Here is a 20,617-nt window from a genome sequence, read left to right on the forward strand (position 1 = left end):
CGGCCGGGAACCGGTGTGCCAGAATGAGCGGATGGCGGCGCAATGGCTCACATCCGACGAGCGGCGCGCATGGCTGGCACTGTATGCGCTGACGGCCCTCGTCCCGGCGCACCTCGATGCACACCTGTTCCGCGAAGCGCGTATCACCCTCTTCGACTACCACGTCCTCGCGATGCTCTCCGAGTCCGAGGGCACGTGCCTGCCCATGAGCGAGCTCGCCGCCCGCTCGACGGCGTCGCTCTCCCGCCTCAGCCACGTGGTGAAGAAACTGGAGGCCCGCGGCTGGGTGGACCGCCTCCCCTCCTCCTCCGACGGCCGGGTGACGACGGCGTCCCTCACCACCGCCGGTCTCGACATGCTGACCGCACTCGCGGTGTCGCACGTCGCGCAGGTCCGCGCCACGGTCTTCGACGCCCTCGACGGGAAGGACGTCGCCGACCTCGAGCGGGTGGGCCGCAAGATCCTCCGCGGGATGGACGGGGCGCACTGGATCCTGTCCGACGGCGACGAGCCCGGCGGGGAGACGGCCGGGAGGACCGCGCAGGAGTCGACCGCGGTGCCGCCGCCGGGTGCCGGGACAGGCGCCGCACCCCTTCCGCCCTGAGGCGCGGAGTCCCATGTCCCCGCAGCACCAGCCGGCACCAGCCGACACCACCGAGCACCACGCAGCGCCGGGCCACGCCCCGGGCAGGACAGGACGTCAGATGCACCAGCACGCGCAGTTCCGGCACCGACCCCGCATCCTCGCGATCGTCCTGGCAGGTGGGGCGGGAGGTCGCCTCGGCGCGCTCACGGACCACCGCGCCAAGCCGGCCATGCCCCTCGGGGGCAGCTTCAGGCTCATCGACGTCGCCCTCTCGAACCTGCACCACAGCGGGATCTCCGATGTCTGGATCATGGAGCAGTACCAGCCGAAGACCATCAACGACCACCTCCGCAACGGACGCCCCTGGGACCTCGACCGCACCCGGGGCGGCCTGCTGGTCCTGCCGCCCTTCAGTGGCAACGAGGGTGCCGGCTTCGCCGACGGGAACGCCGACGGCCTGCTCCGCCAGGCGTCGTTCATCCGGGACTTCGCCCCGGACCTCGTGCTGGTGCTCAGCTCGGACCACCTGTACCGCCTGGACTACCGCGACGTCGTCGAGACCCACCTCGGGTCGGGCGCGGACCTGACCATGGTCACCGTCGATTTCGACGGCGACGCCTCCGCCCACGGGGTCGCGACGGTCGACGACGACGGCCGGGTCACCGGCTTCGCCTACAAGCCGGACGAGCCCCCGACGAGCCTCGTCGCGGCGGAGATCTTCCTCTACACCACGGCAGCGCTCCTCGACACGCTGGAACTCCTGCAGGACACCGAGGACGGCCTGGGCGACTACGGCCACCACCTGGTGCCCCACCTCGTGGAGCGGGGCACCGTGGTGGAGCACCGGCTCGAAGGGTACTGGCGCGACCTCGGGACGCCGGTCAACTACCTCCGCGCCCACCTCGACCTCGTGGACGGCACAGGGCTCGACCTCGCCGACCCGCAGTGGCCCATCCTCACCGAACCCCCGCAGCTGGCACCGGCCTTCGTCGGCGACGGCGCCGTCATCGCCGATGCGCTGATCGCACCGGGATCCACGATCCGGGGCACCGTCCGCAGGAGCGTCATCGGCTCGGGGGTCACGATCGAGGCGGGCGCCGTCGTGGAGGACTCGGTGCTCCTGAACCGCGTGCGGGTCACCGCGGACGGCCTGGTCCGCCACGCGATCGTCGACTCGGACGCCGTCGTCTCGGGGCGGCGCGAAGGTGCCGGACCGGGCGAGCCCGCGGTCGTCGACCGGGACGGGCGGATGGGCGACTGACGTGTTTTGGTCAAGCCAGATCCAGTCGGTAGTATGGTAAGGCGTTTGGCTGGAGCTGACGCCGACCGTCCACGGGCGGACCGGAGTCCATCCAGCTGCCCGCGACTACCTGGAATGTAGGGCTGTGCCGGCCGGAAGGCCGCGCCCCGCCCGATCTTCACCGTCTTCCCCGCGGCGAGGCGCTTCGGCAGGTTCTCACCCTGCCAGGCCAACCTCCGGAAAGCTGCAGTAATAGCGGTGTCATTACTGGTGGCGGGACGCTCAACAAGTGATTCCGTCACGTTCATCTAATCTGGAGGAGAGTTATGGCAGCCCACTGCCAAGTGACCGGAGCCGAGCCCGGCTTTGGACACAGCATTTCGCACTCGCACCGCCGCAACAAGCGCCGGTTCGACCCCAATATTCAGAAGAAGCGCTACTACGTGCCTTCCCTGCGCCGCAATGTGACGCTGCAGGTCTCCGCCCGCGGCATCAAGACGATCGACGTCCGCGGCATCGACGCTGTCGTCGCGTCGATTCTCGCGAGGGGAGTGAAGCTCTGATGGCAAAGGACAAGGACGTACGTCCCATCATCAAGCTGAAGTCCACCGCAGGGACGGGCTACACCTATGTGACGCGCAAGAACCGTCGTAACGATCCGGACCGCATGGTCCTGATGAAGTACGACCCCAAGATCCGCAAGCACGTCGAATTCCGAGAGGAGCGCTAACTATGGCCAAGAAGTCAAAGATTGCTCGCAACGAGCAGCGCAAGGTCATCGTCAAGCGCTACGCGGCCAAGCGCCTCGAGCTCAAGAAGACCCTCGTCGACGAGAACGCCACCGACGAAGCACGCGAAGCGGCACGCCTCGGCCTGCAGAAGCTCCCGCGCAACGCCTCGCCGGTGCGCCTGCGCAACCGCGACCAGATCGACGGCCGCCCCCGTGGCACGCTCCAGAAGTTCGGTATCTCGCGTATCCGCTTCCGCGACATGGCGCACCGCGGCGAGCTGCCCGGCGTGACCAAGTCGAGCTGGTAACAGCCACCCGGGCCCAGGCCCCCGCACGACCATGCACGACACCGGAGAAGCCGGCAACCACGGGTTGCCGGCTTCTCCGTTTTCTCCGCCGGATGTGCGCGGGAGACGCCGAAACTGGCCCGAAACGACCCTGATCCGGTCGAAAAGCCGCGTAAACACGCGGGGCAGGGCGTCCAAGCTGATAGGTTTTCGGACAGAGGCTTTCGAATACCGCGAAAAGCTCGTTCCGCAGAGTGACGTCCAGGAGGACCTAAATTGGCTAAAAACCGTAGTGAACTTGTTGCCGAGGTAGCAGCGAAGGCTGACACCAGCCAGGCCGCCGTCAACGGCGTCCTCGACGCCCTGTTCGACGTCTTCGCCGAGTCCATCGCCAAGGACGAGAAGATCACCATCCCCGGATGGCTCGCCGTCGAGCGCACCAGCCGCGCAGCGCGCACCGGCCGCAACCCCCAGACCGGCGAGACCATCCAGATCGCCGCCGGCCACAGCGTCAAGCTGACCGCCGGCTCGAAGCTGAAGGCTTCCGCCAAGTAGTCCCTGTTCCACCGGAGGGCCGCTGCCTGCAGGGCAGCGGCCCTCCGTCGTCCCGGCTCCCCGCAGGCGGGAGGGACCCCGCGGGATTGGCCCTATTTCTACTGCGGGTAGAGAATGGTGTATGTGTCGACTACTGCCAATCATCCGCGCGAGACGCTCGCCAGCACCTCCCCGGAGCGCGCCATCGGGACCGCCTGGCTGATCCTCGGCGGCGTCGCCGTCCTCGCCGCACTCGTGGTGGCCCTGCTGTTCTCGGGAGCCGCGGCGGCCCGGCAGCTCGGTGACCCCGGCGCCCTGACCCGGTGGGGGCTCCCTGTCGCCAAGGTCCTCAACAACACGGCGGCCGCCGCGACCATCGGCGCCCTCGTCTTCGCCGTCGTCATGCTGCCCCGGCAGGTCGGCACCAGGGGGCGCAAGCCCCGGGACGGTGCCGCCGAGCACCCCGCCTTCTCCCGCGTCCTGCTCCTCGCGTCCGTCTCCGCCGTCGTCTGGACGCTCGGGGCGCTCGGCGTCATGGTCTTCACCTACTCCGACGCGGCGGGCCTCCCGCTCAGCACCGACCCCTCCTACACGCAGGGGCTCGCGGCCTTCCTCACCGATTTCTCCACCGGCCGTGCCTGGCTCGTGACGTCCATCGTCTCCGCCGTCCTTGCCACGGTCCTGTTCGGGGTGCGCTCGCAGACGGGGCTGGCACTGGCGCTGGTACTCGCACTCCTGAACCTGCTGCCCATGGCGCTGATCGGGCACTCGGCCAGCGGCGACGACCACAACGCCGCCGTCAACTCGATCGCGCTGCATCTCGTCGGGGTCTGCCTGTGGATCGGCGGGATCATCTCCCTCGCCGTCGTCAGCGGCAAGCTGGGGGACCAGACATTGCCGGTCCTCAAGCGCTTCTCGGCGCTGGCCGGCTTCGCGTTCCTCCTCGTGGTGGGCTCCGGCGTGGTGAACGCGAGCCTCCGGATCACGGACCTCGCGCAGCTCAGCTCGCAGTGGGGACTGCTCGTCACCTTCAAGACCATCGCCACGCTGCTGCTGGGCGGCATCGGCTGGATGCACCGGCAGTGGATCATCCCGCAGCTGGAGGCCCCGGCCGGGACCGCGGCATCGAAGCTCTCCGCCCGGCGGGTGCTGTGGCAGCTCATCACCGTCGAACTCGTGATCATGGCCGCGGTGTCCGGTGTGGCCGGCGCCCTCGGCCGCACCGCACCGCCGCGCGCGGAGGAGCTGCCCACCGAGGCCGGCCCCGCCCGGATCCTGACCGGGTACGACCTCCCGCCCGACCCCACCCTGGACCGCTGGCTCAGCGAGTGGCGGCCCGACTGGCTGTGGATCACGGTCGCCCTGACCCTCGGCGTCGCCTACGTCCTCGGCGCGGTCAAGCTGTACCGTCGCGGCGACTCCTGGTCCCCGCTGAAGCTCGGCAGCTGGCTCGTGGGCCTGTGCCTGCTGACCTACTTCACGTCCGGCGCCCCCGCCATCTACGGCATGGTGCTGTTCAGCGCCCACATGATCGACCACATGGCGTTGACCATGGTGGTGCCGTTGTTCCTCGTCCTCGGCGCGCCCGTCACGCTGGCGCTCAGGGCGCTCGGCGCGCGACGCGACGGGACCCGCGGCCTCCGCGAGTGGATCCTCGTGATCGTGCATTCCTGGCCGTCGAGGATCATCACGCACCCGCTCTTCGCGGCCGGCAACTTCGTGGCCTCCATCGTCGTCTTCTACTACTCGCCGCTCTTCGGGTTCGCGCTCCGCGAGCACGTGGGCCACGAGCTGATGATCACGCACTTCCTCATCACCGGGTACATCTTCGTGCTCTCGATGATCGGCTCCGACCCCGTCCCGTTCCGGGCACCCTTCCCCATGCGGATCCTGCTCCTCTTCGCGACCATGGCCTTCCACGCCTTCTTCGGCGTCACCCTCATGGGCTCCACGTCGCTGCTCGAGGCCTCCTGGTTCGGCAACATGGGCCGCGAGTGGGGAGCCTCGGCGCTCGCCGACCAGCAGGTGGGAGGCGCGGTGACGTGGGGCGTCGGCGAGATCCCGACGCTGCTGCTCGCGATCGGCGTCGCGATCATGTGGTCGAAGTCGGACGCCCGGGAGACCAAACGCAAGGATCGTGCGGCGGACAGGAATAACGACGCCGACCTGACGGCTTACAACAGCATGTTCGCCGACCTTGCGGCGCGCGACGCCGGATCCCGCCGTCCCGGGCAGCAGCCCGCGGCGAGGGCCACGACCGCAGGAGATCCTGCAGGGGAGACCGAATGACCGAGACCACCGTGCGCACCGCCTACCGAGTCCGTGCCTCCGAGCTGACCGGGCGCGGTTGGCTGAATACCGGGGACAAGGACCTCTCGTTGGAGGACTTCCGAGGCAAGGTTCTGATCCTCGATTTCTGGACCTTCTGCTGTATCAACTGCCTGCACGTCCTCGACGAGCTGCGCCCCCTCGAGGAGCAGTACTCGGACGTGCTCGTGACCGTCGGCGTGCACTCCCCGAAGTTCGAGCACGAGGCCGACCCGGTGGCGCTCGCCGCCGCCGTCGAACGCTACGACATCCACCACCCGGTGCTGGACGACCCGGAACTCACCACGTGGCAGGCCTACACGGCGCGCGCGTGGCCCACGCTCGTGGTCATCGACCCCGAGGGCTACATCGTGGCGCACCTCTCCGGTGAGGGCCACGCCGCCGGTCTGACCTCGCTCGTCGAGGAGCTCGTGGCAGAGCACGAAGCGAAGGGCACCCTGCACCGGGGGGACGGGCCCTACGTCCCGGCGGAGAGTACCGCCGGGGAGCTGAAGTTCCCGGGCAAGCTCCTCGCCCTGCCTGCCACCGGCACCTTCCTCGCCGGGGACACCGGCCACCACCGGCTCGTGGAGCTCGAGGCGGACCTCGTCACCGTGCGCCGCACCATCGGCTCCGGCACCAAGGGCTTCCGTGACGGCACAGCGGGCGAGGCCGAGTTCAACGAGCCCCAGGGCGTCGCCCTCCTGCCGGCCGGGCTCGCCGCGGAGGTCGGGTACGACGTCGTCGTCGCCGATTCCGTCAACCACCGGCTGCGCGGCGTGGACCTCGCAACCGGCGAGGTCCGAACGCTCGCCGGCAACGGGACCCAGCGCCTCCTCGACGCCGGGAACCACACCAAGACGGGCCGGCAGGAGAACGCGTACGAGGTCGGCGCCCCGAGCGAGACGCCGCGCCTCACCGAGACGCACCTCGGTACCGACGCCCTGGGCGTGTCCCTGTCCTCCCCCTGGGACGTGCTCTACTCCTCGGTCCTGGACCGGGTCGTCATCGCCATGGCCGGCACGCACCAGATCTTCAGCTACGACCCCCGCACCCACGCCGTCGAGGTCCTCGCGGGGACGGGCCTCGAGGGACTGCTCGACGGCGACGCCTCCGCGGCCTGGTTCGCGCAGTCCTCCGGCCTCGCCGAGGACGCGAACGGCTCCATCTGGATCGCCGACTCCGAGACGTCCTCCGTGCGGATCCTGTCCTTCCTCGAGGTCAACGGGCGCAACCGGGTCCAGGTGCAGACGGCCATCGGGACCGGGCTGTTCGACTTCGGGTTCCGCGACGGCGACGCCGACCAGGCACGCCTGCAGCACCCGCTCGGCGTCACCGCCCTGCCCGACGGCTCCATCGCGATCGCCGACACCTACAACGGAGCCGTCCGCCGCTACGACCCGGCCACACGCCAGGTGTCCACGCTGCTGCGCGGACTGTCCGAGCCGTCCGACGTCCTCGTCGACCTGACCCCCGTGGCCGACGGCGGCGACCCGCTGCTGATCGTCGTCGAGACCAACCGGCACCAGCTCGTCCGCGTGCCGCTGCCCAAGGAGGCGCTCGCCGTCGACGAGGGGGCGTCCCAGACGCAGCGGCCGAAGACGCCGATGGCCGCAGGCCCGGTCGCGCTGACCGTCCGCTTCGCCGCGCCCAGCGGCCAGAAGCTCGACGACCGCTGGGGTGATCCCACGCAGCTGAAGATCAGCGCGTCCCCCGAGTCCCTGCTCGTCTCCGGCGGCGGCACGTCCACGGGGCTCACGCGGGAGCTCGTGCTGTCCCCCGACGCGGGCGACGGCGTCCTCCACATCACCGCGCGGGCGGCGTCCTGCGACGGCGAGCCGGGCGGGGAGATCCCCGACCACGCGGCCTGCCACCTGTACCAGCAGGACTGGGGCATCCCGGTGTCGGTCACGGCCGACGGCGACACGGCCCTGACCCTGGACCTGCGGGGCCTCGACTGACCTTCCGCTAGCGGGGGCCGCCGCGCCGGGTGCCCACACCCGGTGCGGAGTCCCCCGGACCTGCACCCACCCACCGGCTTCACCCATGCAACCCGTGGCACCGTGCGACGCACGGGAGCACCACGTCGAGGAGCGCACCATGACGACAGACAACGGACCAGCAGTACAGGAACAGCGGACGGCGCTCGTGGTGGGGGCCACGGGCATCGCCGGCTCGGCGCTCGTCGAGAGGCTCACCTCGGAGGGGTGGCCGGTGCTGGCGCTGTCCCGCACACCCGGCGCGGAGCGCGACGGCGTCCGCTGGCTCTCCGCGGACCTCACCTCGGTCGACGCGCTGTCCGCGGTCCTCGCACCCGAGCGCCCCACGCACGTCTTCTTCACCGCCTGGTCCCGCCGGGACACCGAGGAGGAGAACATCGAGGTGAACGCGGGCATGCTGCGCGATCTGCTGGTCGCCCTCCGCGGCAAGGCCGTGGCCCATGTGGCCCTCATGACGGGGCTGAAGCACTATCTCGGGCCGTTCGAGGCGTACGCCGCCGGGCAGATGGCCGACACGCCGTTCCACGAGGAGGAACCGCGCCTGCCGGTGCGGAACTTCTACTACGCCCAGGAGGACGAGCTGTTCGCCGCCGCCGCGGAGCAGGGGTTCGGCTGGTCCGTGCACCGCGCGCACACGGTGATCGGCCATGCGGTGGGCAACGCCATGAACATGGGGCTGACCCTCGCCACGCAGGCCACCCTCTGCCGTGAGGCGGGGGAGCCCTTCGTCTTCCCCGGCTCGGAGACGCAGTGGAACGGGCTCACCGACATGACCGACGCCGGCGTCCTCGCCGAGCACATGCTGTGGGCCGCCACGACTCCCGCCGCCGCCGATCAGGCCTTCAACATCGTCAACGGCGACGTCTTCCGGTGGCGCTGGCTGTGGCCGCAGCTCGCCGCCTACTTCGGCGTGGAGTGGGAGGGCTACAGCGGGGCGCCGCGGCCGCTCGAACAGGCGATGGCCGGCCGGGACGAGGAGTGGGCGGGGATCGCGCAGCGCCAGGGGCTGGCCGAACCGCGGCTGGACCGGATGGCCTCCTGGTGGCACACCGACAGCGACCTCGGGCGCGGCATCGAAGTGGTCACGGACATGGGCAAGAGCCGCGTGGCCGGGTTCACCGGATACCGCAGGACGCCGGACGCGTTCTTCGCCCTGTTCGACCGCTACCGCGCGGAGCGCCTCATCCCGTGATGCACGGCTGGGACGCCCGGAGGCCCTACCACGGTCTCGTCGCCTAGTAGCGGACGACGGGCGTGACGGTGACGGCGTCACCGGTCACCTCGAGGTCTGCGCCGAACTCGAACGGCACGGCCTCCGACACGTCCCGGACGGCGCCCGAGAAGAAATCGCGGAGCTGCGTGTCGATGCGGGCTGAACCCTGCAGCGGCGCCAGGTGCCACCCGCCGTCCTTCGGCGTGACGGACGCCGCGGGGTACTCCTCGATGGACCAGGTGATGTCGCCGGCCAGCCGCTCGTCGGTCAGGTAGTTGAACGGGCAGTTCGTGGGCTGGAAGACGGTCTGCTGCGCGCATCCGTCGAGGAAGGCGTGGAGCTGCTCGTCGACCGCCCGGGTCAGTTCCGGTGTCACCTCGGTGGCGAGGGCCAGGGGAGGCGGCGCCTCCCTGCCGGTGACCGTCACATGGCGCTCGGGCGCCGAGAAGTACTTCCCCTCGTACTGCGCCGTGACCGCTGTCGGGTAGAAGGACGCGAGGGTGGCCCTGCCGTCCGGAAGGCCGACGTCGATGCCGTTCACCGTGGCCTGGACGCTGTTGACCACCGACACCTCGACGGTCGGGAGGGCGCCCTGCTCGAACCGCCACACGTTGAACAGCCCCCACTCGGTGCCGATGCGCCGGAGGGGGAAGGTCGTGGTCGTCCCGGCCCCGTCGAGCGTGTAGGTGACGGGGACCTCGACGTGGTCCGCGCCCGTCTCGCGCGCCTCGCCGACCGCCACGTCCTCCAGGGAGGCGCCGGCCCGGCGGAGGGCCTCCCCGTCCAGCAGTGCGGGGTTGGCCCCGTCCGGTACCGACGCGTTGAGCAGGCCCAGGGCCTTCCCGCCCTCGCCGTCGCGCAGGGCCTCGAGGTACAGGCCCACCTGGTGTTCGGGGCCGTACAGCCGCGCATTGAGGAGGGAGACGGTCGCGAAGAAGCTCGTGCCGACCAGCAGGAGACCGAGCAGCCAGGCCGCGAGCACCTTGACGACGGGAGTGGTTTGCACCCCTCCACGGTACCGGCTGTGCCGGTACCGCCGGACAGCCGATCCGGGGACCGGCCGGTGGTCAGCCGGGGAGGAAGCCCAGGAGCGCCCCGAGCACCGCGCACGCGAGCCCGACGACGGCGACCACCCGGGTGCCCCGGTACGGCTCCTCGAGCGACCACTGCGTGGGGTGGCGGGCCTGGTAGAAGATGATGACATCCACGCCGGGAGGCCGCGGCGGCCCGACATCCCGCCGCCGTCGCACACCGCTGGACCACAGCGCCTCGACGATCCGGTACCGGTGGTCGTGCCAGCGGAGGTAGGGGTGCCCCTCGTGGTCGTAGGTGATGGCCTGCGTCCTGATCCATGAGCCGTAGACCAGGCGGATGACGAGCGCGGCGAGGAGCAGCCCGAGGCCGAGCGCCGTCAGGGCCGCCGTCACGAACTCGATCACGACCACGGGGTGCGTCCTTCGGGGGCTGCGGCAGGGACGTCGGGCCCTACCATGGGCGCTTGCGGCGTTTCGTGCCGAACAGGCCACGCGCCAGCTCCTTGCCGATGACCCCGGCGGCCTTCAGGGCGAGATCGGCCATCTCGTCCCGGTCGGGGCCGCGGCGCTGTGGCGTCCCGCCCGTCCGGTACCCGCCGTCGTACGGGTCGGTGTACCCACCGTCACGGTCGTCGCGACTGTCGCCCCCGGAGCGTTCGGAGCTGCGCCCTTCGGCCCGGGCCCTGTCCCGCCGCTCGTCCCTCGGGGGACCGTCGGCACGCCGCGGCGCCGGACGGGACGGGAGGCCGAGGATCTCCTCCTCGATGCGCCGTGCCTCGTCGTCGCGTGCCTGGCGGGACGCGGCAGGCTCCCCGACGGTTCCCGATCCCCCCGAGGGCGTCCCGGGAGCCCCGGTCGGCACAGTGCCGGCCCGGCCGGTGAGCTTCTCGTAGGCGGAGTGGCGGTCCACGGCCTGGCTGTACCGGGCCAGCAGGGGCGAGGAGGCGACGACGGCGGGCACCGTCCCCTCGGGCGCCCGGCCCATGACGGACTCGGGGGAGCGGAGCCGCGTCCAGGCGACCGGTGTGGGGGCGCCGCGCTCGTTCATCACCGTGACCACGGCCTCGCCGATGCCCGCCGAGGTCAGGACCTCCTCCAGGTCGTAGGCGCTCATGGGGAAGGTGGAGACGGTGGCGCGGAGGGCCTTCGCATCGTCGGGCGTGAAGGCGCGCAGTGCGTGCTGGATGCGGTTGGCCAGCTGGCCGAGCACCTCGCCGGGCACGTCCTTCGGAGTCTGCGTGATGAAGAAAATGCCCACACCCTTGGACCGGATGAGGCGCACCGTGGCCTGGATGGATTCGCGGAAGGCCTTGGAGGAGCCGGTGAAGAGCAGGTGCGCCTCGTCGAGGAAGAACACGAGACGGGGCTTGTCGACGTCGCCGACCTCGGGCAGCTCGGCGAAGAGGTCGGCGAGCAGCCACATGAGGAAGGTGGAGAACAGCCGCGGCTTCTGCTGCACGCTGACGAGTTCCAGCGCCGTGATGATGCCGCGGCCGTCCGGGGCGGTGCGGAGGAGGTCCGCGGTGTCGAATTCCGGTTCGCCGAAGAACGTGTCCATGCCCTGGGCCTCGAGCGTCACGAGCTCGCGCAGGATCACCCCGGCCGTGGCACGGGACAGCCCACCGAGGGAGGCGAGGGCGTCCTTGCCCTCGTCCGAGGTGAGGAAGCCGATGACGGCGCGGAGGTCGGCGAGGTCGTAGAGCTCCAGGCCGTTCCTGTCCGCGTAGTGGAAGACGAGCTGCAGGCTCGACTCCTGCGTCTCGTTGAGGTCGAGGACCCGGCTGAGGAGGAGGGGTCCGAAGGAGGAGACGGTGGCCCGGACGGGGATGCCCTCCCCTCCGCCGAGGGACAGGAACTCCACGGGGAAGCCGGTCGGCCTCCAGTCCTGTCCGACGCTCGCCGTCCGCTTCGTGAGCCGCTCGGAGGCCGTTCCCGGCGTGGTGAGGCCGGTGAGGTCACCCTTGATGTCGGACAGGAACACGGGGACGCCCTGCGCGGAGAGCTGTTCGGCGAGGACCTGCAGCGTCACGGTCTTGCCGGTACCCGTCGCGCCCGCGATCAGCCCGTGGCGGTTCATCATCGCGAGCGGCAGGCGGACCTGCGCGTCGTCGTGCAGTGTGCCGCCCACGAGGGCCGCACCGAGGTGCAGGGTCGGCCCATCGAAGGCGTATCCGGCGGTGATGGCGGCGACCTGGGCCGCGCCGTCGTGTTCGACCATAGGGCCACACTACACAGCAGGACCGGCACCCGATCGGGTGCCGGTCCTGCCGTCGCTGCCCGCCCTGGCGGGGACCGGTCAGCCGGCGGCGTGCTTGCCGCCGGCCGCGGATGCGCCGCCGGAACGGCCCACCCCGGCGTCCACCGTGGCGGTCCCGCCCGCCGAGGGGCTGTTGCCGAAGGCGCTGCCTCCCTGCCGGTCCGCCTGCTGGGCGGTGGCGATCTCCTCCGCACGGTCCTCGGCCGCTTCACGCGTCAGCGCGTCGCCGGCCTCGGCGTCGCGCGTCAGGTTCAGGCCCGACTCCGCGTCGAACAGGTGGAGCTTCCGCGTGTCCAGCCAGATCTCGGCCTCGCGCCCGCCGCGGATGCGGCTCGCGGCGTCGAGGGTGACCACCACCTGGGGGCGTAGCTCGTCGGCGTCCATGTCGCGGGCGAGGCTGTTGAGCAGTTCCCGCATCTCGGGTGCCGGATCGAAGTTGATGTACCCGTACTGCTCGTTGCCGAGCCATTCGGTGTGCGTCAGGGTCGCCATGAACGTGGAGCCGTGGGGGCGCTTGCTGTCCTCGACGAGCTTCGCGTCCTCGAAGAACTCCGGACGGACGCCCACGAGGACCACCCTCTTGCCGGCCGCCTTGGCGGCCTTCTCCTCGGGGATCCGGATGTCGCCGATGGCGGTGCTCAGCGTGGTGCCGTCCAGGGTGGCCGGCAGGAAATTCATCGACGGCGAGCCGATGAAGCCGGCCACGAAGAGGTTCACCGGCTGCTCGTACAGCTCCCGGGGGGACGCGATCTGCTGCAGCTCGCCCTTCTTCAGCACCGCCACGCGGTCACCGAGGGTCATCGCCTCGGTCTGGTCGTGCGTCACGTAGACCGAGGTGACGCCGAGGCGCCGCTGCATCTGGGAGATCTCGGACCGCATCTGGCCGCGCAGCTTGGCGTCCAGGTTGGACAGCGGCTCGTCGAAGAGGAACGCGTCGGCCTGGCGGACGATCGCCCGGCCCATCGCGACGCGCTGCCGCTGGCCGCCCGAGAGGTTCGCCGGCTTGCGCTGCAGGTGGTCGGTGAGCTCGAGCGTCGCCGCGGCCTCGGTGACGAGCTTGTCCACCTGGTCCTCGGAGTGCTTGCCCTTGGCCAGTCGCAGGGGGAACGCGATGTTCTCGTACACCGTCAGGTGCGGGTACAGGGCGTAGTTCTGGAACACCATCGCGAGGTTGCGGTCGCGTGGTGCCTTGTCGTTGACGCGCTGCCCGTCGATGAGGAGGTCGCCGTCCGTGATGTCCTCGAGGCCGACGATCATGCGCAGCAGCGTGGACTTCCCGCAGCCGGACGGGCCAACGAGGATGATGAACTCCCCGTCGGCGATGTCGATGCTGATGTCGTTGACGGCGGGGAAGCCGTCGCCGTATTTCTTGACCAGGTGGTTGAGGGTGATTGATGCCATGGTGCAATTCCTTTTCTTGAGCGCGCCGTGAAGGGCCGTCAGCCCTTGACGGCGCCCGAGGTCAGGCCGGAGACGATCTGGCGTTGGAAGAGGAGGACCAGGAGGACCACCGGGATCGTGACGATGATCGCGGCCGCCGAGATGGCTCCGGTCGGCGACTCGAACTGCGAGGCCCCGGTGAAGAACGCGAGTGCGGCGGGTACGGGCCGCGCCGCCTCGGTGGACGTCAGCGAGATGCCGTACACGAAGTCGTTCCACGCGATGAAGAACGCGATGATCGCCGTCGTGAACACCCCCGGCAGGGCGAGCGGGACGATGGCCTTGCGGAACGCCTGCCACGTCGTCGCACCGTCCACCTGGGCCGCCTGCTCCAGTTCCCAGGGGATCTGCCGGAAGAACGCGGCGAGGGTCCAGATGGAGATGGGGAGCGTGAGCGACAGGTACGGGATGATGAGGCCGAGCCACGTGTCGTAGAGGCCGATGGTGCGCCACAGGTTGAACAGGGGGGTCACGATCGAGATGACGGGGAAGATCGAGACAGCCAGCGCCGTGGTCAGGATGAGCTTCTTGCCGGGGAAGTCCAGTCGGGCGATCGCGTAGGCGCACAGCGTGGCCAGGACGACGGCGATGAACGTCGCGATGAGCGAGATGCCGATGGAGTTGCGGAGGGCCGAGAGGAACAGCCCCTGGGCGTCGCCGACGAGGATCTGCTCGTAGTTGCCCGTGGTCGCCGTGCCCGACGAGGGGAGGAACTTCCCGCTCGTCAGGTCACTCGGGGACTTGAAGGACGTGGCGAGGATCGAGGCCACCGGGAAGAGCGCGTAGAGGAGGACGAGGATCGTGACGATGGTCCAGAGGACCTTGTTCCTGGTGCTGGTGTTCGTCATTACTTTCCTCCCTGCGATCCGGCGAGATCGACCTTGAACAGCTTGATCGCCACGAAGCAGATCAGCAGGACGCAGAGGAACAGGAGCACGGACACGGCCGACCCGAGTCCGATCTCCAGTCTGCTGATGGACTGCCGGTAGGCGAGCAGCGAGAGCACCTCCGTGCCGTAGGCGCCGTTGGTCATGATGAACACGTTGTCGAAGATGCGGAAGGCGTCGAGGGCCCTGAACAGGACGGCGACCATGATCGCGGCCTTCATGTTCGGGATGATGACCTTGCGCATCTGCTCCCACCAGGTGGCGCCGTCGACCTTCGCCGCTTCGCTGAGCTCGTCCGGTACCTGCGCGAGGCCGGCGAGGAGGAGCAGCGAGATGAACGGTGTGGTCTTCCAGATCTCGGAGGCCATGATGACGAACAGGGCGGTGGGCCCCTGGGCGAACCAGTTGAGGTTCTCGTCGATGCCCGGCAGCCAGGCGAACCAGCTGTTGACGTAGCCCGAGTTGATGTCGAAGGCGTAGAACCACGCGAAGGCCGAGACCACGGTGATGATGCCGTACGGCACGAGGATCGCGGTGCGCAGGGCACCCCTGACCGATTTCAGCGCCTTGTGCATCACGAGGGCCAGGGCGAAGCCGAGGACGAGCTCGACGGCCACGGTGATGACGGTGATCAGTACCGTCGTCCACAGACCGGACCACCACACGGGATCGGTCAGGATCACGATGTAGTTCTCGAGGCCGATGAACGCCCGCTCGTCGGGCGCCGTCAGCCGGAACCGGAACAGCGACTCGTAGATGGCCTGCAGGATCGGGTACAGCGTCACGAGCAGCATGATGATGAACGCGGGACCGGCGAGGATCCAGCCGAGCCGCCGCTCCGCGCGGGTGCGGTCGCTGTACTGCCTCGGGACCCTGCCGGTCTTCGCGCGGTTGCCGTTGCGGCTGCCCGCCTCGAGGCTCGGGCCCGGTTCGCCGGGTGACGCCGTGGTCGTCTTCGCTGGGATGGCGGAGGTCACAGGAGTTGCTCCCCTCTGAGGACCGATGTGATGAAGTCGCTCGACGACGCGGGCGTGCTGTCCGGGTCGACGGCGGAGGGTGGCGCCCAGGTCTGCTGGATGCCGGTGGAGACCTCGTTGTAGAACGGGGTCTGCGGGCGGGGTGCCGCGGCCTGGAGGGAGTCCCTGATGGTGTCGGCCATGGGGAAGGACTCCTCGATCCGGGGGTCCTCGTAGGCTTCCGTGTTGGCCGGCGGGTTGCCGTTGGTGACGAAGTACTCCGACTGGTTCTCGACCGAGACGATGCATTCGATCGCCTCGTAGGCGAGCTCCGGGTTGTCGCTCTGCGCTCCCACGCCGAGGTTGATGCCCCCGAGCGGTGGGGCCGCCTCCTGGTCCTCCGTCATCCTGGGGTAGATGCCCCACCCGATGTCGTCGAGGACCGCCTGGTCCAGGGTGCCCGCTTCGACGGCGGCGACGGTGGCGGGCCAGACGAACGGCCAGTTCACCATGAAGGATCCGGCGTCCCCCTGGAAACCGATGAGGGAGGCGCTCTCGTCCTGTGTGGGGAGCCCCGGACCGCCGAGGCCGTCCTTGCCGATCGTGGAGATGACTTCGGCGGCGGCGACCCCGGCCTCGGTGTCCAGACCGAGTTCGACGGTCTCCGCCGTGGCCTCGGGGTCCACGATGATCGACCCGCCGGCCGATTCGACGAGGGCGTTGACCCACACCGTCATGGATTCGCCCTGCTGGCCCTGCACCCCGAGGGTCTTCTCCTGGGTCCGCGCCGCCTCCATGACCTGCTCCCAGGTGACGGGCTGGGTCACGTCGATCCCTGCGGCCTGCGCCACGGACTTCCGGTACCAGAGGATCTGCGTGTTGGCCCAGAACGGGACGGTGACGAGTTCGTCCTTCCAGGTGGCCCCGGCGATGGCGCCCTCGACGACGTTCTCCGTGGTGGCCTCCGCGACGTCCTCGGGCACCGGCGCGAGGAAGCCGGGTTCGGCGAGTTCGGGGACGAAGGGCGGGTCGAGGCTCATGATGTCGAGCGACGTGTCACCCGCTGCCAGGCGGCGTGCGAGCTGTTCGCGCTGGGAGGCCGCGTCGTTCGGGAGGAGCGAGGTCTCGATGCTGTAGCGGCCACCGGACTCGTCGCTGCACTTCTGGGCGATGGCGGCCTGGCCGCCGGCGTCCGGATTGATGTACCAGGTGAGGGTGTTGTCCGCGGATGCGGGGCCGCAGCCGCTCATCACCAGCGTGCCCATCACGAGACCCGCCAGGGCGGCGGATTTCGGGCGGCGCTTCACGGCGCCGGGCGTTCTTCGACTAACGGGCATTCGTACCGAGCCTCCACATCCTTGTAGACAACCCGGCTGACGGTTCGGTCGAATCGACAGCCTAAGCAACCTTGCTTTTCGACCCTATGCCCTGCCGTCCCAAATCGCCAGACAGGCTACTGACGATCCCGTGACGAGGGTGTTCGTGCAGGCCCGGCCTCAGGAGGCGGCGGAATCGTCCAGTGCGAAGGGAGGGCGTTCGACGTCGCCCGTGAGCGCTTCCGCAGGATCGGAGCCGAGCTCGACGATCCGGTTGTCCGCGTCGACGTGCACCACGGTGGGGACGAACGCGCGAGCCTCCTCGGTGGTCATCTGGGCATAGGTGATGAGGATGACGAGGTCGCCTCGCTGCACCAGGTGCGCGGCTGCACCATTGATCCCGATCACGCCCGACCCGCGCTCGCCGGCGATGGTGTAGGTCTCGAGCCGCGCGCCGTTCGTGATGTCGACGATCGAGACCAGTTCGCCGGGCAGGATGTCCGCGGCGTCGAGCAGGTCGAGGTCCACGGTCACGGAACCGACGTAGTGGAGGTCCGCGTGGGTGACGGTGGCGCGGTGGATCTTGGACTTGAACAGTGTGCGATTCATCGCCTCAAGGATACTGCCGATCCCGGGCCGGACGTCGGGCGGGGGAGGTGTCCTTGGGCACACCTGGCATACACCGTGGGGCCCCGTCAGGGGCAGGGAGCGGGCGACGGGAATCGAACCCGCGTATCGAGCTTGGGAAGCTAGCGCTCTACCATTGAGCTACGCCCGCACGGTGGTGGAACCGCTCCATCACCTTACAACAGTTCTTCCGGCTTCCCGGGATCCGCGTCCCCGACCGGTCCGGTGCGCTCCGTCGAACCAGGTACCGGCGTCGCCGCTGCGGCCGGAGCACCCGGGGCCGCCGCGGCCCGCGCCCGTTCGATCAGTTCCCGCCACGGGTCGCCCAGATGGCTCTCGGAGAGGTACACCTCTGTGTAGCCGATCGCGATCCGGTACGTGAAGCGGTCACGCTGCACGCCGCCCCCCTGCGGGGCTGCTCCCCGCCGGGAGGCGCCCGTCGCGTCGGACTCCGGGCCCTCCGCGTCCGTCCCGGCTTCCGCCGCCGCGAGCGGGAGCCAGCGCTGCTCGGCCTCCGTGCGGCTCACATCTAGGCTCCACGACCGGGTGACGCCGCCGAAGCCGCCCGAGCGGGTGATCTCGATCCTCACGGCAGCACGCCGACCCGCACCCAGGCGTCGGCGACCGCTGCCGCCTCCCGGCTGCCGGGCCCGAAACGCTTCTCCGCCGCCTCCCCGGTGGCCCGGGCGAACGCACGGAAGTCGCAGTCCGGGGGGACGCTGCCGCTGAGGACGGCGTCGTACCAGATACGGCCCGCGCCTTCCCAGGCCCGGCCGCCGAGGGCCATGGCCGCGAGGTAGAACGCGTGGTTGGGGATGCCCGAGTTGATGTGGACTCCACCGTTGTCGGACGTCGTCTCCACGTAGTCCGCCATGGTCGCCGGCTGGGGGTCCCTGCCGAGGACGTCGTCGTCGTAGGCGGTTCCCGGAGCGGCCAGCGAACGCAGCGCCCTGCCCTCCACCGCCGCCGTGAAGATCCCCGCCCCCACGAGCCAGGACGCGGCAGCAGCCTGCTGGCCCAGTTCGCGCTGCTCCACGAGGACGCCGAAGACGTCCGACAGGGACTCGTTGAGGGCGCCCGACTGGCCCTGGTACTCGAGATTGGTGGAGTACTGCGTGAAGCCGTGCGTGAGTTCGTGGCTGATCACGGTGAGGGACGCCGTGAAGCGCCCGAAGACCTCGCCGTCGCCGTCGCCGAACACCATGCGCTCGCCGTCCCAGAAGGCGTTGTCGTAGGTGGACCCGTAGTGCACCGTGGCCTCGAGCGGCTTGCCCGCGCCGTCGATCGAGGACCGCCCGTACTCCTCGCTGAACAGCCGGTAGGTGGCACCGAGTCCGTCGTAGGCCTCGTCCGTCGCGGCGTCGCCGGTCGCCGGGGCCCCCTCCCGCCGCACGAGGGTCCCCGGGAGGTCCTCGCGCCCGCCGGCGTCGGAGATGCGGCGGGTCAGCGTCCCCATCACGGCCGAGCCGGGGCGCACCGGGGCGCGGAGCACCTCCGAGCGGACCTGCAGCAGGGGGGCGAGCTCCAGCAGCGCGTGCCGGGCCGCCTCGGACGCGACGGACAGCCGGGCGTCCCGGACGGCCGCGAGGCGCGTGAGCAGGTGCGGCGGGATGATGCTGCAGTGGATTCGCTGCATGGGAGCCTCCTCGAATTGGTCCCACCGTAGACGGGCAGGCCGACATTCGGAGGATGATCGGCGCCGCGTAGTCTTGCCGCATGAGCGTGGAGCGGAACACCCGCGGCCTGGAGCAGGGCATCGAGCGGGACTTCTCGGACAAGATGAGCTACGGCTCGTACCTGGAGCTGGACCGGCTGCTGGACGCCCAGCATCCCGTGAGCTCGCCGGAGCACCACGACGAGATGCTCTTCATCATCCAGCACCAGACCTCGGAGCTGTGGCTGAAGCTGGTGCTGCACGAGTTGCGCGCCGTGCGGGTCCACCTGCGGGCGGACGACCTGCGGGCCGCGATGAAGGGCGTCGCCCGTATCAAGCACATCCAGCGCTCGCTGACGGAGCAGTGGTCCGTGCTGGCGACCCTCACCCCGTCCGAGTACGCCGAGTTCCGCGGCGATCTGGGCTCGTCGAGCGGCTTCCAGTCCTACCAGTACCGGGCCGTGGAGTTCCTCCTCGGCAACAAGAACGCGGCCATGCTGCAGGTGTTCGACGCCGACCTGGCCGCCCGCGCGCTGCTCACCGAACTCCTGGCGCAGAGCAGCGTGTACGACGAGTTCATCGCCCTGCTGTCCCGGCGCGGCTACGCCGTCCCGGCGGACCTGCTGGAGCGGGACGTCAGCCTGGCGCACGAGTTCACGCCCGCGCTGGTCGCCGTGTACAAGCAGGTGTACGAGGACGCCCCGGGGAACTGGGACATCTACGAGGCGTGCGAGGAACTCGTGGACCTCGAGGACAACTTCCAGCTCTGGCGGTTCCGGCACCTGAAGACGGTCGCCCGGACCATCGGGTTCAAGGCGGGGACGGGCGGCTCGTCCGGCGTCGGGTTCCTCCAGCGCGCACTGGAACTCACGTTCTTCCCGGAGCTGTTCGCCGTCCGCACCGAGATCGGGCGCTGACGGAGGTTCCGGGACCCGCCGGGGACGTCCCCGCGGGGCTGGTAGTTTTGGACGGTGCTGATCTCAGACCGCGACATCCGAGCAGAACTCGACGCCGGGCGGATCGTCCTCGACCCGCACGATCCCGCGATGGTGCAGCCCTCGAGCGTCGACGTCCGCATCGACCGCTACTTCCGGCTGTTCGACAACCACAAGTACGCGCACATCGATCCCGCCGAGGACCAGCCGGAGCTCACGCGGCTCGTCGAGGTGACCCCTGACGAGCCGTTCATCCTGCACCCCGGCGAGTTCGTGCTCGGCTCCACCTACGAGACCGTGACGCTGCCCGACGACATCGCGGCGCGCCTCGAGGGGAAGTCCTCGCTCGGCCGCCTCGGGCTCCTCACCCACTCCACGGCCGGGTTCATCGACCCCGGGTTCTCCGGTCACGTGACCCTCGAGCTGTCCAACATGGCGACCCTGCCGATCAAGCTGTGGCCGGGGTCGAAGATCGGGCAGCTGTGCTTCTTCAAGCTGACCTCCCCGGCCGAGCACCCCTACGGCTCGGGCGAGTACGGCAACCGGTACCAGGGCCAGCGGGGCCCGACGGCGTCGCGCAGCCACCTGAACTTCCACCGCACCCGGATCTAGGG

Annotated in this window: 21 protein-coding genes and 1 tRNA gene; 11 read left to right on the forward strand and 11 right to left on the reverse strand. The window is 69.9% G+C overall.

The window, feature by feature from the left end; genetic code table 11:
- The first annotated feature begins 31 nt into the window (after positions 1-31).
- The 9 genes from CXQ97_RS13310 to CXQ97_RS13350 all read left to right on the forward strand — a co-directional run bounded on the left by CXQ97_RS13310 (position 32) and on the right by CXQ97_RS13350 (position 8,876).
- Positions 32-604, forward strand: coding sequence for a MarR family winged helix-turn-helix transcriptional regulator (locus CXQ97_RS13310; protein ID WP_104181347.1), 573 nt, complete (start codon positions 32-34; stop codon positions 602-604).
- Positions 605-617: 13 nt separating this feature from the next.
- Complete coding sequence (locus tag CXQ97_RS13315) at positions 618-1,847, forward strand: glucose-1-phosphate adenylyltransferase family protein (protein WP_258062566.1); 1,230 nt, start codon at positions 618-620, stop codon at positions 1,845-1,847.
- 305 nt (positions 1,848-2,152) lie between these two features.
- On the forward strand, positions 2,153-2,389 hold the full coding sequence (gene rpmB / locus CXQ97_RS13320) for a 50S ribosomal protein L28 (RefSeq protein WP_043441573.1): 237 nt from the start codon (positions 2,153-2,155) through the stop codon (positions 2,387-2,389).
- Positions 2,386-2,556, forward strand: coding sequence for a 50S ribosomal protein L33 (rpmG, locus tag CXQ97_RS13325; RefSeq protein WP_219815424.1), 171 nt, complete (start codon positions 2,386-2,388; stop codon positions 2,554-2,556). Before rpmB ends, rpmG begins: the two co-directional genes overlap by 4 nt.
- A gap of 2 nt (positions 2,557-2,558) precedes the next feature.
- Positions 2,559-2,864: a 30S ribosomal protein S14 gene (gene rpsN / locus CXQ97_RS13330; RefSeq protein ID WP_104181349.1), complete on the forward strand. Its 306-nt coding sequence runs from the start codon at positions 2,559-2,561 to the stop codon at positions 2,862-2,864.
- A 255-nt stretch (positions 2,865-3,119) separates the two neighbouring features.
- Positions 3,120-3,398 carry an HU family DNA-binding protein gene (locus CXQ97_RS13335; protein WP_104181350.1) on the forward strand — a complete coding sequence of 93 codons (279 nt, stop codon included), beginning with the start codon at positions 3,120-3,122 and terminating at the stop codon, positions 3,396-3,398.
- Between the two features lie 234 nt (positions 3,399-3,632).
- On the forward strand, positions 3,633-5,666 hold the full coding sequence (locus CXQ97_RS13340; RefSeq protein WP_258062576.1) for a bifunctional copper resistance protein CopD/cytochrome c oxidase assembly protein: 2,034 nt from the start codon (positions 3,633-3,635) through the stop codon (positions 5,664-5,666).
- Positions 5,663-7,645: an NHL domain-containing thioredoxin family protein gene (locus tag CXQ97_RS13345; protein WP_104181352.1), complete on the forward strand. Its 1,983-nt coding sequence runs from the start codon at positions 5,663-5,665 to the stop codon at positions 7,643-7,645. Before CXQ97_RS13340 ends, CXQ97_RS13345 begins: the two co-directional genes overlap by 4 nt.
- Positions 7,646-7,784: 139 nt before the next feature.
- Positions 7,785-8,876 (forward strand): SDR family oxidoreductase, encoded by a 1,092-nt coding sequence (locus CXQ97_RS13350; protein WP_104181429.1) that lies wholly within the window; start codon positions 7,785-7,787, stop codon positions 8,874-8,876.
- Between the two features lie 43 nt (positions 8,877-8,919).
- Here CXQ97_RS13350 and CXQ97_RS13355 read toward each other — a convergent pair whose 3' ends face one another.
- The 11 genes from CXQ97_RS13355 to CXQ97_RS13405 form a co-directional block, all read right to left on the reverse strand.
- Positions 8,920-9,903, reverse strand: a complete 984-nt coding sequence (locus tag CXQ97_RS13355) for a hypothetical protein (protein WP_104181353.1) — start codon at positions 9,901-9,903, stop codon at positions 8,920-8,922.
- 61 nt (positions 9,904-9,964) lie between these two features.
- Complete coding sequence (locus CXQ97_RS13360) at positions 9,965-10,342, reverse strand: hypothetical protein (protein WP_104181354.1); 378 nt, start codon at positions 10,340-10,342, stop codon at positions 9,965-9,967.
- 40 nt (positions 10,343-10,382) lie between these two features.
- A complete protein-coding gene (locus CXQ97_RS13365; protein WP_104181355.1) occupies positions 10,383-12,149 on the reverse strand; it encodes a helicase HerA-like domain-containing protein in 1,767 nt (588 codons plus the stop codon).
- Between the two features lie 78 nt (positions 12,150-12,227).
- A complete protein-coding gene (locus CXQ97_RS13370) occupies positions 12,228-13,589 on the reverse strand; it encodes an ABC transporter ATP-binding protein (protein WP_104181356.1) in 1,362 nt (453 codons plus the stop codon).
- Between the two features lie 38 nt (positions 13,590-13,627).
- Entirely contained in the window at positions 13,628-14,476 is an 849-nt protein-coding gene (locus tag CXQ97_RS13375) for a carbohydrate ABC transporter permease (protein ID WP_104181357.1), read from the reverse strand.
- The gene (locus CXQ97_RS13380) at positions 14,476-15,492 is read right to left on the reverse strand and encodes a carbohydrate ABC transporter permease (RefSeq protein ID WP_258062568.1); all 1,017 of its coding nucleotides are present in this window, start codon (positions 15,490-15,492) and stop codon (positions 14,476-14,478) included. Before CXQ97_RS13380 ends, CXQ97_RS13375 begins: the two co-directional genes overlap by 1 nt.
- Positions 15,489-16,736: an extracellular solute-binding protein gene (locus tag CXQ97_RS13385; protein WP_258062577.1), complete on the reverse strand. Its 1,248-nt coding sequence runs from the start codon at positions 16,734-16,736 to the stop codon at positions 15,489-15,491. The genes CXQ97_RS13380 and CXQ97_RS13385 overlap by 4 nt, the downstream gene beginning before the upstream one ends.
- Before the next feature lie 231 nt (positions 16,737-16,967).
- Complete coding sequence (gene panD / locus CXQ97_RS13390) at positions 16,968-17,396, reverse strand: aspartate 1-decarboxylase (protein WP_104181359.1); 429 nt, start codon at positions 17,394-17,396, stop codon at positions 16,968-16,970.
- Positions 17,397-17,494: 98 nt separating this feature from the next.
- Positions 17,495-17,565, reverse strand: a tRNA-Gly gene (locus CXQ97_RS13395).
- A gap of 25 nt (positions 17,566-17,590) precedes the next feature.
- Entirely contained in the window at positions 17,591-18,004 is a 414-nt protein-coding gene (locus CXQ97_RS13400; RefSeq protein ID WP_104181360.1) for a protealysin inhibitor emfourin, read from the reverse strand.
- Complete coding sequence (locus tag CXQ97_RS13405; RefSeq protein WP_258062578.1) at positions 18,001-19,041, reverse strand: M4 family metallopeptidase; 1,041 nt, start codon at positions 19,039-19,041, stop codon at positions 18,001-18,003. Before CXQ97_RS13405 ends, CXQ97_RS13400 begins: the two co-directional genes overlap by 4 nt.
- 89 nt (positions 19,042-19,130) lie before the next feature.
- Between CXQ97_RS13405 and CXQ97_RS13410 the strand changes: the two genes are divergently transcribed.
- Both CXQ97_RS13410 and dcd read left to right on the forward strand, forming a co-directional pair.
- Positions 19,131-19,985 carry a tryptophan 2,3-dioxygenase gene (locus CXQ97_RS13410; protein ID WP_104181362.1) on the forward strand — a complete coding sequence of 285 codons (855 nt, stop codon included), beginning with the start codon at positions 19,131-19,133 and terminating at the stop codon, positions 19,983-19,985.
- Positions 19,986-20,039: 54 nt separating this feature from the next.
- Entirely contained in the window at positions 20,040-20,615 is a 576-nt protein-coding gene (dcd, locus tag CXQ97_RS13415; RefSeq protein WP_104181363.1) for a dCTP deaminase, read from the forward strand.
- Positions 20,616-20,617 lie beyond the last annotated feature (2 nt).

This window comes from Arthrobacter sp. B0490 (genome assembly GCF_002929355.1).
GTDB lineage: Bacteria > Actinomycetota > Actinomycetes > Actinomycetales > Micrococcaceae > Arthrobacter_D.

Bases quoted from the DNA above. Each gene is read 5' to 3' on its own strand.
- CXQ97_RS13315 (WP_258062566.1), top strand. From the start codon at position 618: ATGTCCCCGCAGCACCAGCCGGCACCAGCCGACACCACCGAGCACCAC.
- CXQ97_RS13375 (WP_104181357.1), bottom strand. From the start codon at position 14,476: ATGACGAACACCAGCACCAGGAACAAGGTCCTCTGGACCATCGTCACG.
- CXQ97_RS13345 (WP_104181352.1), top strand. From the start codon at position 5,663: ATGACCGAGACCACCGTGCGCACCGCCTACCGAGTCCGTGCCTCCGAG.
- CXQ97_RS13310 (WP_104181347.1), top strand. From the start codon at position 32: ATGGCGGCGCAATGGCTCACATCCGACGAGCGGCGCGCATGGCTGGCA.
- CXQ97_RS13370 (WP_104181356.1), bottom strand. From the start codon at position 13,589: ATGGCATCAATCACCCTCAACCACCTGGTCAAGAAATACGGCGACGGC.
- rpmB (WP_043441573.1), top strand. From the start codon at position 2,153: ATGGCAGCCCACTGCCAAGTGACCGGAGCCGAGCCCGGCTTTGGACAC.
- rpsN (WP_104181349.1), top strand. From the start codon at position 2,559: ATGGCCAAGAAGTCAAAGATTGCTCGCAACGAGCAGCGCAAGGTCATC.
- panD (WP_104181359.1), bottom strand. From the start codon at position 17,396: ATGAATCGCACACTGTTCAAGTCCAAGATCCACCGCGCCACCGTCACC.
- CXQ97_RS13385 (WP_258062577.1), bottom strand. From the start codon at position 16,736: ATGGGCACGCTGGTGATGAGCGGCTGCGGCCCCGCATCCGCGGACAAC.
- CXQ97_RS13410 (WP_104181362.1), top strand. From the start codon at position 19,131: ATGAGCGTGGAGCGGAACACCCGCGGCCTGGAGCAGGGCATCGAGCGG.
- CXQ97_RS13350 (WP_104181429.1), top strand. From the start codon at position 7,785: ATGACGACAGACAACGGACCAGCAGTACAGGAACAGCGGACGGCGCTC.
- CXQ97_RS13365 (WP_104181355.1), bottom strand. From the start codon at position 12,149: ATGGTCGAACACGACGGCGCGGCCCAGGTCGCCGCCATCACCGCCGGA.